Here is an 18,340-nt window from a genome sequence, read left to right on the forward strand (position 1 = left end):
TTTTACAGTATTGAGCGCCAGCGAACCGGAAGCATCTCATGCGCCCTGTCATCATCGGACTGATCCTGCTCGGTATCGTGTTTCTTGTCGCGATGGGTGCCGGCGCGGCGCTGGTGCCCACGGGCAACGGCAGCGCGGACTGGAAAGACCGGATGAACAGCGAGGGGGCGCCGTGGCCGTTCGAGGTGCTCGGCACCCTGTTCTCGCCGCTCGCGCCCGGCGCCACGCCTGTCGCAGCCACGGGAAACCAGTGCGGCGGTGGCGCGCTGTTCGTCGGCAAGTCCACACAGAAGAACCGGGTTGCCCGCGCCCGGCTCACGGCCGGCAACGGTGCCCGGATCAGCCTCAGCGGCCTCGATCCGCGCGCCGACGGCAAGCCCATGCCGATGGTGCTGTGCCTGCGCCGCGCGGATGCCGCCGTCCCCACCTCGGGCTGCGAAAACCAGAGGCTGACGGACGAGGCGACCTTCGCCATCGGCCCGGGCGGCGGCTGTTTCACCGTCGAGGCTCTCGGCGGCGGCACGCCGCGCGTGACCTGGAATTGACGGGCACCCCTCACGCCACCGCGCGCACCACGCGAACCAGGGACAGAATGCCGCCGATCAGGAGCGGCAGCATCCAGATCGTCGCCACGATGCTGATGACGAGGGCGGCGAGCGCATCCACGATGGAGACGAGCGGATTGGGCACGAGCCCGTGCAGCAGGCCGAGGATGAAGGCGAAAGCCAGCGTCACGGCCGTGAGCGCGACGAGCTTGCCGTTCTTGACGATGGTCGGCGCCGCGACCACGAGAAAGATGGCGCCGATGATCTGCACCGTCATGAACAGCGAGAGGACAATCCGGCTCGTCCCCGTATCGAATGTGCCCCAGATCACCATGTAGGCGATGGTGCCGAAAGGCACCGCGAGGAACAGGGCCAGCATCACCGACAGCAGCGTGATGGCCTTGACAATGAAATAGAGGCCGAAGAGCAGGCCCACGATGGAGCCCGCAAGCGCGACGACCGTCTGAAGCCGGCCACTGACGGCGCCGAGCTGGAGCACCTCGCAAGTCAGGATGGCATAGCTGTAGCAAGGCAGCACGCAGAAGAAGCACAGGGCCGCGAGACCCAGGCCGGGGCCTTTCTCCGCCTCGAAAATGCCGAGCGCACCCGCGCTGCCGCCCGCGACCAGCAGGCTCAGAAACAGGCAGAACAGGCCCAGCAGCAGGAACGGGGTCTTGATCATGGGCGTGCACCGTGTTGCTGCATAGATCATTTCGTCTTTTCAGGGAAATGATAACATGACTAAAATTTATGATTTTGATCGAATGCTTATTAACCAGTCAGTTCTATTTGATCAGAACGCGCTCTATACCCTGTCACGGATATGCTTCGTTTCGTTGACAGGCTGGCCCGGCCCATGGAAAACGGGAGAGGTCCCCGCTGTCCGGAGTTCATCGCGTCAACGGCAGGAGCAATAGGCTTCCGATGCCTCGTCGTTCCAGGCGCCGCCGACATAACGGTAGCTCCGGTTCGACCGGAAGCGCGCGCCCTTCCTGTTGAAATTCTCGTACAAGGTGAGCGTGCATCCGTTCGTCACCCTGAACGACGAGAGTTCGTCGTTCCACGACGGTTCATAGTAGACACATCCCCCGCCGGGACCGTGGCTGACCGAAGTGCATACGGTCTCGCCCCTTTTCATGATCATCGCGTCGCCGTCATTGAGCCGGTATTGGGCCCCCTGATAGTCCCGATGTTCATAAAGTATGCATGCGGCATAGGCGGAAGAGGATAGCACCGTCACCCCCGCGGCCAGCAATAAAATCTTCCATATTCCGACGGCTTCTTGATGTGAATGCATAGCTCAGTTCCCCCTTATCGATGGGCCATGCCGTGCGATCCGGACTGCGACCGCGGCGTGGCGGTTGCAGGAACGTGCGCCGGCAGACCTCCCTCATGGGCGCCTGCCCCTGAAAGCGCGGCTCCCGCGAAGAAGGCTGCTGATACCTGTAGCGTTTACACTCAGTCGATGTGACCGGCCCTGCAGACGGGGCCTGATAGAATGTTAATGCATCGGCGGCCGCCGTGCCAGCGCGATCGGCATCGCGCGCCCTGAACCGCGCCGGAATCGCCCGGAAAATTCGACCGCGACTTCACGATTTCACGTTCATATAACGCGCCTGTACGATACTGCGCCCGAACGGGCTTAGGCAGCTCGTCGGGACAGCCCGGCAAACGGCGCGGGACCCGTGCGGTTTCCGCTGACCATGCCGGCGAAGGAGAGACCATGATCATTCGTCTGAAAACGCGCTACGGGCATTTCGTCGGCGCTTGCCTTTGTCATGGCGCGGAGGCGCGGCGCGTGGTCTGCACCATGGAGGACGCGCTCTCCCGGCGCGCGGTTCTGAAAGGGGTCACGGCCACGCTGGCAGCGGGTGCGCTCGGGCAGGCGACGCCGCTCGCGGCCGAAGCGCCGGCCACCATCGTGCTCGCCAACGCGCGGATCTTCGACGGCGTTTCCGCCGGGCTGATCGACGGCCGCGACGTCGCCATCGCCGGAGGACGCATCGCGGCGCTCATCCCTCGCGGAGAAGCCGTCGAAGACGCGCAGGTCATCGACTGCGCGGGCAAGGTGATCATGCCCGGCCTCATCGACGCGCACTGGCACAGCTTCATGGCCGCGCTGCCGCAGGCTGTCGCGATGACCGCCGATGCCGCCTACATCCACCTGCTCGCGGTGCAGGAGGCCAGGCGCACGCTGCTGCGCGGGTTCACCAGCGTGCGGGATGTCGGCGGGCCGACCTTCGCGCTCAAGCGGGCCGTCGACGAGGGGCGCTTTCCCGGTCCGCGCATCTTTCCCTCCGGGGCGATGATCTCGCAGACCGCTGGCCACGGCGATTTCCGTTTCCGCAGCCAGATCCCGAGCGCACCGGCGGCGCCCCTCAGCCCGGCGGAAAAGGAAGGGATCGCCATCATCGCCGACGGCGTGCCGGAGGTCCTGAAGCGCGCCCGCGAGCAATTGCTGCTGGGGGCGAGCCAGTTGAAGATCATGGTCGGCGGAGGGGTTTCGTCGCTTTACGATCCGCTGGACTCGATCCAGTTCACCGCGCCCGAGATCAGGGCGGCTGTCGATGCTGCCTCCGACTGGGGCACCTACGTCTGCGCCCACGTCTACACGCCCGAAGGAATCGAACGCGCCCTCGCCTGCGGCGTGAAGAGCATCGAGCACGGCCAGCTTGCCGAGGCGCAGACGGCCAAACACATCGCCGATGCCGGCGCCTGGTGGAGCCTCCAGCCCTTTCTGGCTGACGAAGACGCCAACCCCCAGTCAACGCCGGAGCAGCAGGCCCAGCAAAAGGCCATCGCCGAAGGCACGGTCCGCGCTTTCGAACTGGCCCGGCAATACGATGTCAATGTCGCCATCGGCACCGATATCCTGTTCAGCCCGGCAAAGACGGCGACGCAGGGCCGGCAGATCGCCAAGCTTGCGCGCTGGATGTCGAACGTCGACGTGCTGAGGCTGGCCACCAGCCGCAATGCCGCGCTGCTGGCGCTGTCGGGCGCCCGCAACCCCTATCCCGGCAACCTGGGGCTGATCGAGACCGGCGCCCACGCCGATCTGCTCGTCGTGGATGGCAATCCGCTCGAAGACATCGGCATCATCGGCGATCCGGAACGCCGCATGCAGCTCATCATGAAGGCCGGCATCGTTTACAAGAACACGCTGGCAGCATGAGAGCGCCCGGACACAGCGCCTCAAACGCCCGCAATGAGCTTGAACGCGATCGCCCACATGACAGCGGCGATGACCCCTTCCAGAATCCGCCATGCCGACGGCCTGGCGAAAACCGGCCGGAGCCGCGTTGCGCCATAACCGAGTGAGAAGAAAAAGAGGAACGATCCCGAGATCGCGCCCGCCGCGAAAGAAACCTCGAAGCCGGGGAACTGCGTCGAGATCGTGCCGAGCAGGACGACCGTATCGAGATAGACATGCGGGTTCAGCCAGGTGATGGCGAGGCAGGCCAGCAGGGTTTTCGCAAGGTCGCGTTTCTCCGCCGAGGCGCCGACCGTCAACGCTTCGGTGGAACGCAGGGCGGAGCGCAGGCTTCTGGCGCCGTACCAGATCAGGAAGGCGCCGCCGCCATAGCGCATCGCGGGATCGAACCACGGCAGCCAGCCTGCCGCTTTCCCGAAGCCGGATACACCCGCCACGATCAGGATCGCGTCGGACATCGCGCAGGCGAGGCAGACGGCGAAGACATGCTCGTTGCGCAGACCTTGCCGCAACACGAAGGCGTTCTGCGCGCCGATGGCGACGATCAGGCTCAGACCCATCGTCATGCCTGCGAAAAAAACCGAAAGATTCATTGCTACAGGACCACCCCCGCCGATTCACGGGACTTGTGGTAGCTGCGATCCTGTGATCAGCATACTTAAATCGAATAACCCGGATTAAGCAGAGCTAATCCATGATCGACTATCCCGCCGCGAATGCCGTCGCGATGGTTGTGCAGACAGGCAGCTTCGAGAAGGCCGCCAGAGCCCTGAACGTGACGCCCTCGGCCGTCTCCCAGCGCGTGAAGCAGCTTGAGGAGCGGCTCGGCACGGTACTGATCGAAAGAGGCACGCCATGCGTCGCAACCGAAAAGGGCGCATGGCTCTGCCGGCATATGGAGCATGTGGGGATGCTCGAACAGGAGCTGACCGGGCATCTGCCGGGGCTGGCCGATCCGGCCGCGCCCATGCAGAGGGTCACGCTCAACGTCGCGGCCAATGCAGACAGCCTTGGAACATGGTTCCTTACGGCCATATCCGCCTTCACGCGCAACTCCGCCTACCTGTTGAACGTCGCGGTCGACGATCAGGACCATACGGCGGAATGGCTGCAGCGCGGCCGCGTTCTGGCGGCCGTCACCTCCCTTGCGAAGCCGGTTCAGGGATGCCGCGTCACCCCTCTGGGTGCGCTCCGTTACCACGCGACGGCCAGCCCCGACTATGTCGAACGCCACTTCCCGTCCGGCGTGACGCCTGAGGCCATCGCCCGGGCGCCAGGCCTCACCTTCAATCAGAAGGACCGGCTTCAGCTCGCGTGGATACGCCAGGCGCTGGGCCGGAGCGTCACCTATCCGACCCACTGGTTGCCTTCGACGCAAAGCTTCATCGATGCCGGTCTGGCGGGCATGGGGTGGGGCCTGAACCCCGCCCTGCTGGTGAGAGAGCATCTGGCGTCAGGCCGGCTGGTGGAGCTGATTCCCGGCACCGCGCTGGACATCCCGCTGTTCTGGCAAGTCAGCCGCCTTGCCGCCGACCGGCTTTCCGATCTGACGCGGGAAGTCGTCGCGACGGCGAAGCGTGAGCTGGCGCCGCGCCCGGTCATCGCGTGATGCCGGTCGGCAGGTGGGCGAGTGTTCCGGCGACCTGCTGCTTCGCTGCATCGGGAAGTGGCAGGATCGGCCGCGGCGGTTCCACGTGGCAAATGTCGAGCAGGTCGGCAAGCGCATAGACGACGCGCAGGCTGGAGAATTGCCTGAACAGATTCCAGAGCGGCGCGAGCGCTGCGTCAAGCCGGCGCGCTTCGGCGGCGTCACCGTGCCGGGCAGCTGTGACGATGCCGAGACAGACCTCCGGAAACAGGCCGGCGAGCACGCTATACCACGTGTCGGCACCCGCGATCATCGTCTCGGTCGCCATCCAGTCGCCGCTGCAGCCGATGGAAAAGGCGGCCGGGACGATGCCGCGCTGCCCGGCCAGATGGCGCGCCGTTTCATCGGGCTCCCAGCCGGGGTTCTTGATCGCGACGATGCCGGGCACTGCGGCAAGGCGCGCGACCAGCTCCGGCGTGAACCGGAAGCGAGTGGTTCCGGGGTTGTCGTAGATGACGATCGGCAGGCCACTCTCCCGCGCCACGGTGGAGAAATGCACGAACACCTCCTCATCGGCGAGCGGCGTGTAGGAGACGGCCGACAGCAACCCCGCGGCTGCGCCGATGGCCCTCGCATCCTGCGCGAGCCCCACCGCTTCGTCGGTCCTGAGCGCACCGATGCCGACGACAACAGGCGTGCGGCTACCGATTTCGTCCAGCGCGGCTTCCACCGCCCGGCGCCGCTCGTCACGGGTCAGGTACATGTAGACGCCCGTGCTGCCGAGCAGGCCGATGGAGTCGACCTGTGCGTCCGAAAGCCGGGCAACCAGCCTGCGCAGCGCCGCGATATCGACACGACCGGCGTGGTCGGCGGGCGTGATCGGAAAGGCGCATAGTCCGTTTGGAAAAGTCATGGCGTTCCTGTCAATCGGTTCGCGGCCTGTGATGACGACCCGGGAGCGGGACGCCCGTCTCTTCCAAGGCTACCCTGAAACCGGTTCGCGGAGAACATCCAGCCCGCAGCGATACAAGCGATCGGGCCGGGAAAGGCCGACAGGCTGCTATAGTCACGGCAAAGAACAGGTGAATAAAATTCCTATATATCATGCACTCTCATATAAATTCTTGTTTTCACACGTCGGGCACGCGGCAAACGCCATGGATTGCCCGGACCATATGGATTGCCCGGACCACATGGGTTGCCCGCACCGTTTCCCATCCTTGGCAGCGTGGAAAACCATGACAACGATCAATGCTCTCCTCCGGCGATCGTCGGATGATGTTGCTATCGTTGATCGCCGCATGGCGGATGGCGAACAGGACGGCGGATAGAAGCCGGACGCCGAATTCGTGGCGCCGGTCCCGCCGCTCTACGGCGCCCGCAGTGGCAGGCGCTCTCTTGGTGACCGCCCCGAACCGTGAAACCTGCTCCCGACGCCGCTCGGGATCGACAAGTCTTCGCGGCAGGTGTGGCCGTGAAGCCGCGTATGGAGGCAGCAATAGCCCCCGGCTGTTGCTGGAGTCCTTCATCCAAAAAACGCACGAGGCTCGAACGCGACGATTCCATTGGGAAAATCAGCCTCGACAGTCGCACTCACCGGTTTTCGACAACGATACGGAACGAGCGATATGAACGATACTCCGGAAACAACAGAAACAGCAGAGTCACAGAGGTTCCGTTTCCCTACCGCTTTCACGATCCTCTTCGGGCTGATCATTCTGGTCGCGGCGCTGACGTGGATCATCCCGGCCGGGCAATACAACCGCGTCCTCAATCCCGCACTCAACCGCGAAGTACCCGTCGCGGGAACCTACGCGGAGACGGAGGCGAACCCGCAGGGCCTCTTTGACGTCATCATGGCGCCCATCGGCGGGCTCTACAATCCCGCCACCAATCAGGCCAACGCCGTTGATGTGGCGGTCTTCGTGCTCATCCTCGGCGGCTTCATCGGCGTCGTCACCGCGACGGGGGCGATCAATTCCGGCATCGGCAGCGCCATGATCGCGCTCAAGGGGCGCGAGAAATGGCTGATCCCCGTCCTGATGGGGCTCTTCGCCTTCGGCGGCACGACCTACGGCATGGCCGAAGAGACGCTCGCCTTCTACATGCTGCTGATCCCGATCATGATCGCGGCCCGTTTCGACGCCATAACGGCGGTGGCGGTCATCCTGCTCGGCGCGGGTGTCGGCGTGCTGGGCTCGACGGTGAATGCCTTCGCCACCGTCATCGCGTCGGACGCCGCCGGCATTCCCTTCACCCAGGGCATCGTGCTGCGTTTCGTCATCCTCGGCCTGTGCTGGCTGGCCTGCGTGGTCTACGTGATGCGCTACGCGGCGCGCGTGCAGCGCGATCCCTCGAAGTCGCTGGTCTATGACATGAAGGCCTCGAACGAGGAATTCTTCCTCAGCGCGCACCGGGGCGAGCGGACCGACTTCACCGGCATGCACAAGCTCGTGCTGGCGATTTTCGGCATCACCTTCGTGGTCATGATCTGGGGTGTGCTGAAGGGCGGCTGGTGGATGGGCGAGATGAGCGGCCTGTTCCTCGCCTCGGCGATCCTGATCGGGCTGATCACCCGCCCCGGCGAGCAGAGCTTCGTCGAGTCCTTCGTCAATGGCTCGCGGGATTTGCTCGGCGTCGCGCTCATCATCGGCCTCGCCCGCGGCATCGTCGTCGTCATGGATGCCGGCAAGATCACGGACACCATCCTGCATTGGGCGGAACTCTCGGTCGCCGGCCTCGGCAAGGTCGCCTTCATCAACGTCATGTACTGGCTGCAGGTGCTGATGTCGTTCTTCGTGCCGTCCTCGTCTGGCCTCGCGGTGCTGTCGATGCCGATCATGGCGCCCGTGGCGGATTTCGCCGGCGTGGGGCGCGAGCTGGTGGTAACGGCCTACCAGTCGGCCAACGGCCTCGTGAACCTCATCAACCCCACCTTCGCGGTAGTGATGGGCGCGCTCGCCATCGGCCGCGTCCCCTACGAACGCTGGCTACGCTTCATGTGGCCGCTGCTGCTCATCCTCACCGTCATCATCACGGCATGCCTCAGCATCGCCGTCCTGCTCGCCTGAAGGAGAATGCCATGACCATCACTTACGGCGTCCACTCGGAGGTCGGCAAGCTGCGCCGGGTCCTCGTCCACAGGCCCGGAAACGCCCTTGCCCGGCTCACGCCCACGAACTGCCACGAGCTGCTTTTCGACGATGTCATCTGGGTCAAGCAGGCCCGCGTCGAGCATCTCACCTTCGTCGATGCCATGCGCCACCGGGGCGTGGAAGTCGTGTTCCTGCGCGAGCTGCTGGTGGAGACGCTGCAGGACCCGGAAGCGCGCCGATGGCTGCTCGACCGGCGGGTGAACGAGGACACCGTCGGCGTCGGCCTCGCGGACGACCTGAAGGCCTATCTCACCGCGCTCGATGCCGACGCGCTCTCGCTGATCCTCATGGGCGGCATGAACCGCGCGGAACTGCCCGTCGACGCCCGGGGCCTGCTCGCGCCCACCCTGCGGCCGGAGGACTTCGTTCTGCCGCCGCTGCCCAACCATCTCTTCACCCGCGACACCACGTGCTGGATCTACGGCGGCGTGACGCTCAACCCGATGCACTGGAACGCGCGCAAGCTCGAAACCATCAATGTCGCCGCCGTCTACCGCTTCCATCCGGATTTCCGCGACGCGGGCTTCCCGATCTGGTGGGGCGATCCGGACAACGACCACGGTCTCGCGACGCTTGAGGGGGGCGATGTGATGCCGGTCGGTAACGGCGTCGTCCTGGTCGGCATGGGCGAGCGCAGCACGCCGCAGGCCGTCAGCCAGCTCGCGCGGGCGCTGTTCGCGCAGGGCGGCGCGGAGCGCGTCATCGCCTGCAAGCTGCCGGTGGAACGCTCCTCCATGCACCTCGACACGGTCTTCAGCTTCTGCGACCGCGATCTCGTGACGGTTTTCGCCGAGGTCGCCGCGAAGATCGAGCCCTATTCCATTCGCCCCGGCGAGAAGGAATGGCAGATCGATGTGCGCAAGGAGGAGCGGCCGCTGACCGAGGTGGCGGCGGAGGCGCTGGGCCTGAAGGCGCTGCGCGTGGTCGAGACCGGCGGCGACACCTATGTCGCCGAGCGCGAGCAATGGGACGACGGCAATAACGTGCTGGCGATCGAGCCGGGAGTCGTCATCGCCTACGACCGCAACACCTATACGAACACGCAGCTTCGCAAGGCCGGCATCGAGGTCATCACCGTGCCTGGCTCGGAACTGGGCCGCGGCCGGGGCGGCGGCCATTGCATGACGTGCCCGCTGATCCGCGACCCTGTGTAGGGCATGGAGACTTTTGGGTGACGCTGGCCTGCAAACGGCGGGTTTCGGCGCTTCCGGCACTGATCGACATCTAGTCCGTTCCGCTCCGGTTATCGAAACCCGTCATTTTCGGCCAGGCCGAACCCGTATCTCGACACACCCAGAACCCTCTTTGCTTGAAAACGCCTTGGGAGATGTAAGATGCCCGTCAATCTGAAAGGCCGCAGCTTCCTCAAGCTGCTCGACTTCACGCCCGACGAAATCCGCTTCCTGTTGCGGCTCGCGGCCTCGCTCAAGCAGGCCAAATACGGCGGCTACGAGCAGCAGCAGCTCAAGGGCAAGAACATCGCGTTGATCTTCGAGAAGGACTCGACGCGCACCCGCACCGGTTTCGAGATCGCCGCCTACGATCAGGGCGCGCACGTTACCTATCTGGGGCCCTCCGGCACCCAGATCGGGAAGAAGGAGTCGATGAAGGACACGGCCCGCGTGCTGGGCCGCCTTTACGATGCGATCGAGTATCGCGGGTTCGGGCAGGAGCAGGCCGAGACACTCGCCGCCTATTCCGGCGTGCCGGTCTACAACGGCCTCACGGACGAATTCCACCCGACCCAGATCCTCGCCGATTTCCTGACCATGCGCGAGTTCACGCGCAAACACCTGTCGCAGACGGCTTTCTGCTTCCTGGGCGATGCCGGCAACAACATGGGCAATTCGCTGCTCACCGGCGCGGCGCTGATCGGCATGGATGTCCGCCTCGCTGCGCCGAAAGCGTGCTGGCCGGATGAGGAACTCGTCAAGCAGTGCCGGATGATCGCCCGGACCACCGGCGCGACGATCACCATTACCGAGGATCCGGTGGAAGCCGCCAAAGGCAGCGACTTCGTCTACACCGACGTCTGGGTGTCGATGGGCGAGCCGGATTCCGTCTGGGCGGAGCGCATCAAGCTGCTGACGCCTTACCGGGTCACCGCCGAGGTCATGGCCGCGACGGGCAACCCCCATGCCAAGTTCATGCACTGCCTGCCGTCCTTCCACAACCGCGAGACGGAGATCGGCGAGAAGATATTCCAGCAATACGGCATCGAAAGCATGGAGGTGGCGGAGGAGGTGTTCGAGTCCAAGGCCTCCGTGGTCTTCGATCAGGCGGAGAACCGCATGCACACCATCAAGGCCGTGCTCGTTTCCACGCTGGGGTCGTGAGATGCGCGTCGTCGTCGCCCTTGGAGGGAACGCGCTGCTGAGACGCGGCGAGCCGATGACGGCGGAGGTGCAGCGCGCCAATGTCCGCAAGGCCGCGGCCGCGCTGGCGGACCTCGCGCGCGATCACACCGTCGTCGTGGCCCACGGCAACGGGCCGCAAGTCGGCCTGCTCGCGCTGCAGGCGGCTGCATACAAGGACGTAGCGCCCTACCCCCTTGACATCCTCGGCGCCGAGAGCGTGGGCATGATCGGCTATCTGGTCGAGCAGGAGCTGGCCAACGCGCTGCCCGCTGACACCAGGCTCGCCACGTTGCTGACCCAGATCGAGGTGGAGCGGGACGATCCCGCCTTTGCGCGGCCGCAGAAGCCGATCGGTCCCGTCTACGACGATGCGGAAGCCGCGCGGGCGCGTTCCGCGCATGGCTGGCCGATGGTGGAGGAAGCGAAGGGGCGCTGGCGGCGCGTGGTACCCTCCCCCTTGCCGAAGCGCATCACGCAGATCGGCGCGATCCGCCTGCTGGTCGACGCGGGCGTCATCGTCGTCTGCGCGGGCGGCGGCGGCATTCCCGTCATCCGCAACCAGGACGGCGAACTCGAAGGCATCGAGGCCGTCATCGACAAGGACCGCGCCGCCGGCCTGCTCGCCGGCCAGCTCGACGCCGACGCATTCCTGATGCTGACCGACGTCGAGGCCGTCTATGAGGGCTGGGGTACGCCCGGCCAGCGCGCGATCCGCGAGGCGACGCCCGCTATGCTTTCCGCACTTTCCTTCCAGGCCGGCTCGATGGGGCCGAAGGTCGAGGCCGCATGCGCCTTCGCCGCCACCCGCGGGCGCGTGGCGGGGATCGGCCGGCTGGAAGACGCGCGCGCGATACTTGAGGGCGAAGCCGGAACGCGCGTCCGGAAGATGGAGCCGTAGCGCGCCGCCCGGCGGATCGGCCGGACGAGGCGTTCGGCAAGGATTATGGCAAGGATTATGGCAAGGGTTATGGCGATGGTGCGGACTCAGGTTCCGGCATCGAGACGCTGGATGAGGTCGAGCATCACGGGCGCTCCCGGCAAAGGCAGGGTGGCGCTGACCTCGGGAATGAGAAGCTCGGCGAGCCCGGGCGGGGCCGAGGCGGTCTGCTCGCCGAGGGGGCCACGGAAACCGTGGTTCGTCCAGGCGATGGCCTGAAGCTCGGGCGTGAGCAGCGCGTCTATCAGCGCCGTCGCCTCACCGGTGAGGGCGAGCAGCGGATGCGAGGAATAGACGGTCGGGCGCGGGTAGATGAGGAGCGGCCTTGCCCCCTTGCCCGCCTGGATGCGCTCCCACCGCGTCCGGTCGGCCTGCGCCCATTCCACGAGCTGGTTCTCGTAGCCGACGATCATCGGTTCGCTGCCGGGACCGCCGGCGATGTACTGGTCGAAGAGCTTTCCCGAACTCGGCGACTTGAAGCCCATCTGCTCGAAGACGGTCCTGACGGTCGCGAAATGCTTGTCGAGATCGCCTGCGTCGGGCACCGAGCCCGTCAGCGCGCTGAGCATGAGGCCCGCGAACATGAAGCCCGAGTTCGACCGGTTCGGATCCGTCGAGGAAATGCGGATCGCGCCATAGAGGGACGGCACGCCGACATCCTGCCAGCGGGAGCGGGAGGCGATGGCCCCGATCAGCCGGCCCGTGTCGACCTCGTAATGCCCGTCCGCCGTGCGCGTGACGAGCCCCGCGCCGACGAGGCCCTCGACGACGCCGCTCCAGGAATAGATCACGATCGGCGTGTTGAGGATCGTCTGGTCCCTCACGATGGACAGGCCGCTCATCTTCGCCATTTCCGTCATCACCGACGACGACGGCCACAGGAAATCCGGCCGCTGGTCGATGAGGGAGCGCTGCCGCACCATCTCGACCGAGCCCGCGATGGTGCTGTGCAGAACGATGCCGTGCCGCCTGAGCAGATCGACGACCTGCGGGTTGGCGAGATACGGCTGCTTCTCGCCGCCGACGAAGCCCCTGAGTTCGGTGGCGTTGCCCGTGAGTCCGCGCAGGAGCGGGTTGTCCCGCAGCGCCACATAGGCGCCGGTTCCGACGATTCCGGCGCCGATCAGGGCGCCCCCGAGAGCGCGACGCGATAGTGTCATTCCTTGATGTCCTGCTTGAGTGAGGCATCTATCAGGCGAAGCTGCACGTCCAGCGTCGACAGCTCGCTTTCCACGAGCGTGCCCGCGTACTGGTCGAAGACCCTGTCAAGCCTGTCCACGACGCCCGACAGTTCGTTCAGCCGGTCGGGGTCCGGCCGCTCCTGCCCGTGGACCATGAGGTATCCCTCCGCGATGCGCACGGTCTGCGGCAGATAGTAGCTGACGAAGCGCCCCACGGACGGCGCCTTCCCCGGGCTTTTCTCGATCAGCGACAGGATCCGCGCACCCGTTTCGGCGAGATGGGAGAGCCGCGCCCTCATGTCGTTGCCGGGCATGTCCCGCGCCAGCACGCGCAGCCTGCGCACATGCGCGTCCCCCTCCTTGATCAGGTCGGCGGCGAATTCGAGCTGCCCCTTGCTCACGCCCTTGAAGGACAGGCCCTCGAACAGCCGCCTCGGCGAAAGCAGCAGCGAGACGCCGAGGAAGAGCAGCGCAGCTATGACCGACGACACGATCAGCGGCACGCCCGCGGCGAGCGTGAGAACGGGCACGCTCAGTGCGCCGACGATGCCTCCCACGACCCATCGCCAGTCGTTCGGGGAAGGTGCGGCCATCAATTATACCCCCGCATCGACCGGAAGGCGTCGATCAGGTCTCGCCGCCCGTCGAAGACGCGGCCGCCGGTCTCGTCGGCGAGTTCCTTGAGCTGCTGCTCGTTCGCATCGGCGAAGGTGATCCCGAACACCGGCGGCTTCGTGCTGGCGTCCCACGCCCGCCGGAAGGCCTGGGCACCGCCCTGGCTTTTCCCGTCGGACATGATCACGATGGCCGGCAGGTATTCCTCGTTCCTGTTGAGATCGTCGATGCGCTGCAACGCCCGGGTGGCGCAGGCGTAGATGTCCGTTCCGCCACCCGCGACCTGCGTGTTGACGGCGGTGAGCATGGCGCCCTGCTCGGCCTCCGCGCCCGTCGACTGGTATTCGGCGCGCGGCGAGCCGTCGAACGGAATGATGACGATGCGGTCCTGCGGCGACCACTGCACGAGATGCCGTTTCGTCTGCTCCGGCGTCAGCAGGAAGCTCATGGCCTCGCGCAGTTGCTGCTCCCCGTCGCCCTGCATCGAGCCCGAGTAGTCGAGGCACATGACCGTGATCGACGGCCGGCGCAACGCGCCCTGGTAAAGGTCGAGCGCCTGCCTGATGACGCCGGGCTCGGGCATCCGGATCGTCGAGATCAGCTTTTCCGGATTGAAGTTCCACTCCGGCTCCGCCCGCGGCGTGGCGGTGGAGGCTGAGCCGAACGGAAGCCTGCGCCCCGATTCCGCGATGCGTTTCTGAACTTCCGGCGAGGTCAGGTGCGCCTGGAGCTTCAGGAAGAACGCCTCCGTCTCCTGCCCCCCCTTCCGGTCGACGAAGCCGAGCGGCGAGTCCGCGACGGCGACGCCTTCCGTCGGGTAGATCGCGTAGAGCAGTTCCTTGCCCTCGGTCCGGAGCTGGTTGTTGACGTCGCGGATGGTGACCTCGTAATTCCACATGCCGTCGTAGCGGACACCCTGCCGCGCGGAGGCGAGATAGAGATCGGCGAGCCATCCCGACGAGCCGGCGGAGCGCCGGATGCCCCGCAGCAGTGTCCTCACCGTCTCCGTGACGGCAGGGTCGTCGAGGTCCTGCCGCCTGATCGTGTCGCCGTGGCTGACGGCGGCGGAGAGCATGGCGAGGTAGGCGCTAGCCCCGGAGTTGGACTGTGTGGCGGACGTCATCAGATAGCCGAGCTTGCCGTTCCTGATGGCGGCGACGATGTCGGCCATCGAGACATCCCGGCCGATCCAGCCGAGATCGCGCGCGAGGGATTCGCGCACGCCGAGGACGACCGGGTTCTGGGCGATGGAGGCCAGATGGCGGACCTTGCGCTCCTGATCGAATATGCTGATCCAGATGCTGGCCGCCGGCCATACCGCGTCATATTTCGGTTCCGCATCCGCGAGCGAAAGGCCGATGTCGAGCGACCCCAGATATGTGACGGAGCAGGCATGCCCCTGCTTCGTGCAGAACTCCTGAACGATGGGTTCGAGATCCCGGTTTTCCGAACCGGCGACGACGGCGAACGTTTCCGGCGGGGTGCTGTCCGAACATGCAGCCAGCGCCAGCAGGCACAGGAAAGCCGCGATAAATTTGCGCATGGCCGTTTCCTCAGGCTGACGTGAGAGCCTTCTTCAGGTCGTCCGTCATGTGCTCAAGCTGTTTTTCCGCCTCGGCGCGCTGCTGCCGCCCGTCCTGCTGTATCCTGATGACCGACTGGATGGTGTCGACGAGATCCTGATTGGCCTTCTGGAGCGCGTCGATGCTGACGATGCCCTTCTGGGACTGTTTCTCGATGGCGATGGCCTGATCCTTCATCATCTCGGCGGCCTGCTGGATCATGGTGTTGGTCGCGTCGGTGACGGCCTCCTGCAGTTCCAGGGCTTTGCGCTGGCGGTGGAGGCCGAGCAGGATGACCATCTTCTGCTTCCACGCCGGCACGGTCAGCGTCGTCGTCGCCTGCAGGTTTTCGATCAGCGTCTGGTCGCCGGACTGGATGATGCGGATCTGCGGCAGCTGCTGCAGCGCGATCTGGCGCGCCTGCTGCAGATAATAGACGCGCTTCTCCAGCCGGTCGAGGGCCTGCAGCGCGTCCCGGTATCGCTGCGCCGCGATGGCATCGCCCGAGTCCGTCGCCTCCTGCTGCAATCCCGGCAGGGTGGACGCCCTGTAGCTCTCGGCGAACGACTTGCCCGCCTCGATATGAGCTTCAAGGCCGCGCAGAGACGTCAGCGTGCGCTCGTAGAGGTCGTCGAACAGGGCAATGTCCTGCGTGAGCACGTCCTTGTGCTTGTCGAGCTGCAGGCCGATACGGTCGATCTGGCTGGCGACGTCCTGAAAGCGGATAGAGAATTTCTCGATCTCCCGCTCGGCGGAGCTGAAGAGGCGCGACAGGAAGCCCCTCTGGTTGATGGAGGAAGGATCGAGATCCTTCGACTTAAGCAGGATTTCACTAAGCAGCGTGCCCGCCTCCCCGATGTCCTTGGACTGGATCTGGGAGAGAATGTTGTCGACGTAGCGGGTGACGTCGCGCTGGGCGCCATCGCCGTAAGTGGCGACGGCCGCACGATCGCCGATGTCGATCGAGGCCGCGATGCGGGCCACCTCGGCCGGATCGGTCGCGAGAACGGGAAGCCCCTCCGTCCGGGTCTGGGAACTGCTGGATAGCGACATGACACAAATCCTGTCTGATGAGCGGGGAACCGGCCGCTCTCGTTGTGACCGGTTAATGTGACAGTTTTGTTGCAAGTCCCATTTTGCGGCATCACCGGCAGGCCGGCGGAAGAGCAGTTCCGACGGCCTGCCGGATGCGTCGAATCATCTCGCCTTTTCCGGTCGGCAAGAGGCATGCTTCACCGCTGCGTCCCCACGGCGCCGCGCAGATGCATCGGGCCGCCCCGCCAGCGCGGGAAACCGTAGCCGTGTATTTCCACGAGGTCGATGTCCTCGGGCCGCCGCGCTATGCCTTCCGCCAGGATCGCCGCACCTTCGGCCGCCATTTCCGCCACCAGATAGTCGGCGATCGCCGCGCGCGGCAGCGTCTCGCCGCCCGCGACGGCGGGGGCGATGAGTTCGGCGACCGTCACTGACGGCAGCGGCTTGCGCTCGCCGGGCGCGTAGTCGTACCAGCCGCCGCCCGTCTTCTGCCCCTTGCGGCCCGCGCGCACGAGGATGTCACCCAGCGTCTCCGGCGTGTCCCGCCCGGCGGCGCGCGCTCCTTCCCGCTGCAGGAAGGCGATGTCGAGCCCACCGAGATCCTGCGCCTCGAACGGCCCCATGGCGAAGCCGAAGTCGCGCATCGCCGCATCGATCGCCGCGATGGCGACGCCGCGGCGGACCAGCGCCTCGGCCCCCGCACGGTAGCGCTTCAGGATGCGGTTGCCGATGAAGCCCTCGCAGATGCCCGCCTGGACCGGAACCTTCCCGAGGCTGCGCGCCAGCGCGAAGCCGGTGGCGAGTGTCTCCGGCGCGGTCTCCGGCACCGGCACGATCTCCAGCAATTTCATGATATTGGCGGGACTGAAGAAATGCAGCCCGATGAAGCGGCCGGGGTTCGGCAAGCCCACAGCAATGGCGCGCGGGTCGAGGTAGGAGGTGTTCGTGGCCAGCACCGCATCCGGGCGGCAGGTGGTGGCGAGCTGCGCGAACACCGCGCGCTTCACGCCGATCTCTTCGAACACCGCCTCGATCACCAGGTCGACATCGGCCAACGCGGCATGGTCAGCCGTCCCGGAAATGCCCGCCATGCGGTCGGCGGCCTGGGCGTCGGTCAGCCGGCCACGCTTCACGGCGCCCTCGAAAATGGCACCGACGGTGGCGAGGCCACGTGCGACCGCCTCCTCGTCGCGCTCGATCAGCGTCACGGGCAGACCCGCGTCGCGCAGCGCGGCGGCGATCCCCGCCCCCATGGTGCCGCCGCCGATAACGCCGGCGCGCCGGACCGGCAGCGGCGCGACGCCGGCAAGATGCGCCGGACGCGGCGCCGCGCGTTCGGCGAAGAAGACATAACGCAAGGCGGCGGCCTGCGCGGAGCCGCGCAGCGCAAGGAAGGTCTCGCGTTCGAAAACCATGGCGTCGTCGAATGGCGCCTCGACGGCATGGCGCACGCAGGCCAGCGCCTTCAGCGGCGCGATCTCGCCGCGCGCGCGTTTGGCGATCGCCGCTTCCTGCCCGGTCCAGAAGGCCGGATCGGGCACCTCCACGGCGCGGCGGGAGGCCGGCCCGGGCAGCGGCTTGCCGAGCGCTTCGCGCGCGAAGGCGATGGCGGCCGCACGCAGGTCACCCCGCACCACCGCATCGACGAGACCGATATCCCGTGCCTTCGGCGCGCGGACAGGCTTGCCGGTCGTCGCCAGTTCCACGGCCGCCACGGCGCCTGCAAGACGCGGGGTGCGTACGGTGCCGCCCGCGCCGGGCACGATGCCGAGCGTGACTTCCGGCAGGCCGACGCTGGCATCCGCCACGGCGACACGGAACCGGCAGCCGAGCGCCACTTCGAGGCCCCCGCCCAGCGCCGAACCGTGGATCGCCGCCACCCATGGCTTCGCCGCCGCCTCGATCCGCGCGATCACATCGGGCAGATGCGGCGGCTGCGGCGGCTTGCCGAACTCGGTCACGTCCGCGCCGGCGATGAAAGTACGCCCGGCGCAGAGGAGCACCGCCGCGCGCACGTCGGGATCGGCATCGAGCGTTTCCGCTGCCTCCAGAAGTGCCTGCCGCAGCGCCTGCGACAAGGCATTGACGGGCGGGTTGTCGATGGTGACGACGGCGATGTCGCCCTCGCGGGCGATGCTGACGATTGGCATATCG

16 protein-coding genes are annotated in these 18,340 nt (G+C 66.2%); 7 read left to right on the top strand and 9 right to left on the bottom strand.

Translation table 11 applies throughout. From position 1 onward, the window contains the following. Positions 1-38 precede the first annotated feature (38 nt). Entirely contained in the window at positions 39-545 is a 507-nt protein-coding gene (locus tag ACFFJ7_RS13070; protein ID WP_377592858.1) for a hypothetical protein, read from the top strand. A 10-nt stretch (positions 546-555) separates the two neighbouring features. On the opposite strand, the gene ACFFJ7_RS13075 is transcribed toward ACFFJ7_RS13070, so the two are convergent. Both ACFFJ7_RS13075 and ACFFJ7_RS13080 read right to left on the bottom strand, forming a co-directional pair. Beyond that, positions 556-1,227: a hypothetical protein gene (locus tag ACFFJ7_RS13075; protein WP_377592859.1), complete on the bottom strand. Its 672-nt coding sequence runs from the start codon at positions 1,225-1,227 to the stop codon at positions 556-558. A gap of 216 nt (positions 1,228-1,443) precedes the next feature. After that, positions 1,444-1,842, bottom strand: coding sequence for a peptidase inhibitor family I36 protein (locus ACFFJ7_RS13080; RefSeq protein ID WP_377592860.1), 399 nt, complete (start codon positions 1,840-1,842; stop codon positions 1,444-1,446). 426 nt (positions 1,843-2,268) lie between these two features. On the opposite strand from ACFFJ7_RS13080, the gene ACFFJ7_RS13085 reads away from it, so the two are divergent. Further along, entirely contained in the window at positions 2,269-3,717 is a 1,449-nt protein-coding gene (locus ACFFJ7_RS13085) for a metal-dependent hydrolase family protein (RefSeq protein ID WP_377592861.1), read from the top strand. Between the two features lie 20 nt (positions 3,718-3,737). On the opposite strand, the gene ACFFJ7_RS13090 is transcribed toward ACFFJ7_RS13085, so the two are convergent. After that, entirely contained in the window at positions 3,738-4,349 is a 612-nt protein-coding gene (locus tag ACFFJ7_RS13090; RefSeq protein ID WP_377592862.1) for a LysE/ArgO family amino acid transporter, read from the bottom strand. Between the two features lie 101 nt (positions 4,350-4,450). On the opposite strand from ACFFJ7_RS13090, the gene ACFFJ7_RS13095 reads away from it, so the two are divergent. Continuing rightward, positions 4,451-5,365, top strand: coding sequence for a LysR family transcriptional regulator ArgP (locus ACFFJ7_RS13095; RefSeq protein ID WP_377592863.1), 915 nt, complete (start codon positions 4,451-4,453; stop codon positions 5,363-5,365). Here the strand turns inward: ACFFJ7_RS13095 and ACFFJ7_RS13100 are convergent. Then, complete coding sequence (locus ACFFJ7_RS13100) at positions 5,355-6,257, bottom strand: dihydrodipicolinate synthase family protein (RefSeq protein WP_377592865.1); 903 nt, start codon at positions 6,255-6,257, stop codon at positions 5,355-5,357. The genes ACFFJ7_RS13095 and ACFFJ7_RS13100 overlap by 11 nt on opposite strands. 715 nt (positions 6,258-6,972) lie before the next feature. Here ACFFJ7_RS13100 and ACFFJ7_RS13105 point away from each other — a divergent pair. The 4 genes from ACFFJ7_RS13105 (at position 6,973) to arcC (ending at position 11,754) form a co-directional block, all read left to right on the top strand. Then, positions 6,973-8,415 (top strand): YfcC family protein, encoded by a 1,443-nt coding sequence (locus ACFFJ7_RS13105; RefSeq protein WP_166950495.1) that lies wholly within the window; start codon positions 6,973-6,975, stop codon positions 8,413-8,415. 11 nt (positions 8,416-8,426) lie between these two features. Further along, positions 8,427-9,653, top strand: a complete 1,227-nt coding sequence (arcA, locus tag ACFFJ7_RS13110) for an arginine deiminase (RefSeq protein WP_166950493.1) — start codon at positions 8,427-8,429, stop codon at positions 9,651-9,653. Positions 9,654-9,833: 180 nt separating this feature from the next. Beyond that, positions 9,834-10,835: an ornithine carbamoyltransferase gene (gene argF, locus ACFFJ7_RS13115; protein ID WP_166950492.1), complete on the top strand. Its 1,002-nt coding sequence runs from the start codon at positions 9,834-9,836 to the stop codon at positions 10,833-10,835. 1 nt (position 10,836) lies between these two features. Continuing rightward, a complete protein-coding gene (arcC, locus tag ACFFJ7_RS13120) occupies positions 10,837-11,754 on the top strand; it encodes a carbamate kinase (protein ID WP_377592867.1) in 918 nt (305 codons plus the stop codon). A gap of 86 nt (positions 11,755-11,840) precedes the next feature. Here the strand turns inward: arcC and ACFFJ7_RS13125 are convergent, their stop codons facing one another. From ACFFJ7_RS13125 to ACFFJ7_RS13145, 5 genes are all read right to left on the bottom strand, one after another. Further along, the gene (locus ACFFJ7_RS13125) at positions 11,841-12,953 is read right to left on the bottom strand and encodes a hypothetical protein (protein ID WP_377592868.1); all 1,113 of its coding nucleotides are present in this window, start codon (positions 12,951-12,953) and stop codon (positions 11,841-11,843) included. Further along, positions 12,950-13,567 (bottom strand): 5-bromo-4-chloroindolyl phosphate hydrolysis family protein, encoded by a 618-nt coding sequence (locus ACFFJ7_RS13130; protein ID WP_377592869.1) that lies wholly within the window; start codon positions 13,565-13,567, stop codon positions 12,950-12,952. Before ACFFJ7_RS13130 ends, ACFFJ7_RS13125 begins: the two co-directional genes overlap by 4 nt. Continuing rightward, complete coding sequence (locus ACFFJ7_RS13135) at positions 13,567-15,132, bottom strand: substrate-binding domain-containing protein (protein ID WP_377592870.1); 1,566 nt, start codon at positions 15,130-15,132, stop codon at positions 13,567-13,569. The genes ACFFJ7_RS13130 and ACFFJ7_RS13135 overlap by 1 nt, the downstream gene beginning before the upstream one ends. A 10-nt stretch (positions 15,133-15,142) precedes the next feature. After that, positions 15,143-16,204, bottom strand: coding sequence for a toxic anion resistance protein (locus ACFFJ7_RS13140; protein ID WP_166950487.1), 1,062 nt, complete (start codon positions 16,202-16,204; stop codon positions 15,143-15,145). Between the two features lie 179 nt (positions 16,205-16,383). Next, entirely contained in the window at positions 16,384-18,336 is a 1,953-nt protein-coding gene (locus ACFFJ7_RS13145; RefSeq protein ID WP_377592871.1) for a 3-hydroxyacyl-CoA dehydrogenase NAD-binding domain-containing protein, read from the bottom strand. Positions 18,337-18,340 lie beyond the last annotated feature (4 nt).

It is taken from the genome of Pseudochelatococcus lubricantis, from assembly GCF_042432495.1.
Lineage (GTDB): Bacteria > Pseudomonadota > Alphaproteobacteria > Rhizobiales > Beijerinckiaceae > Pseudochelatococcus > Pseudochelatococcus lubricantis.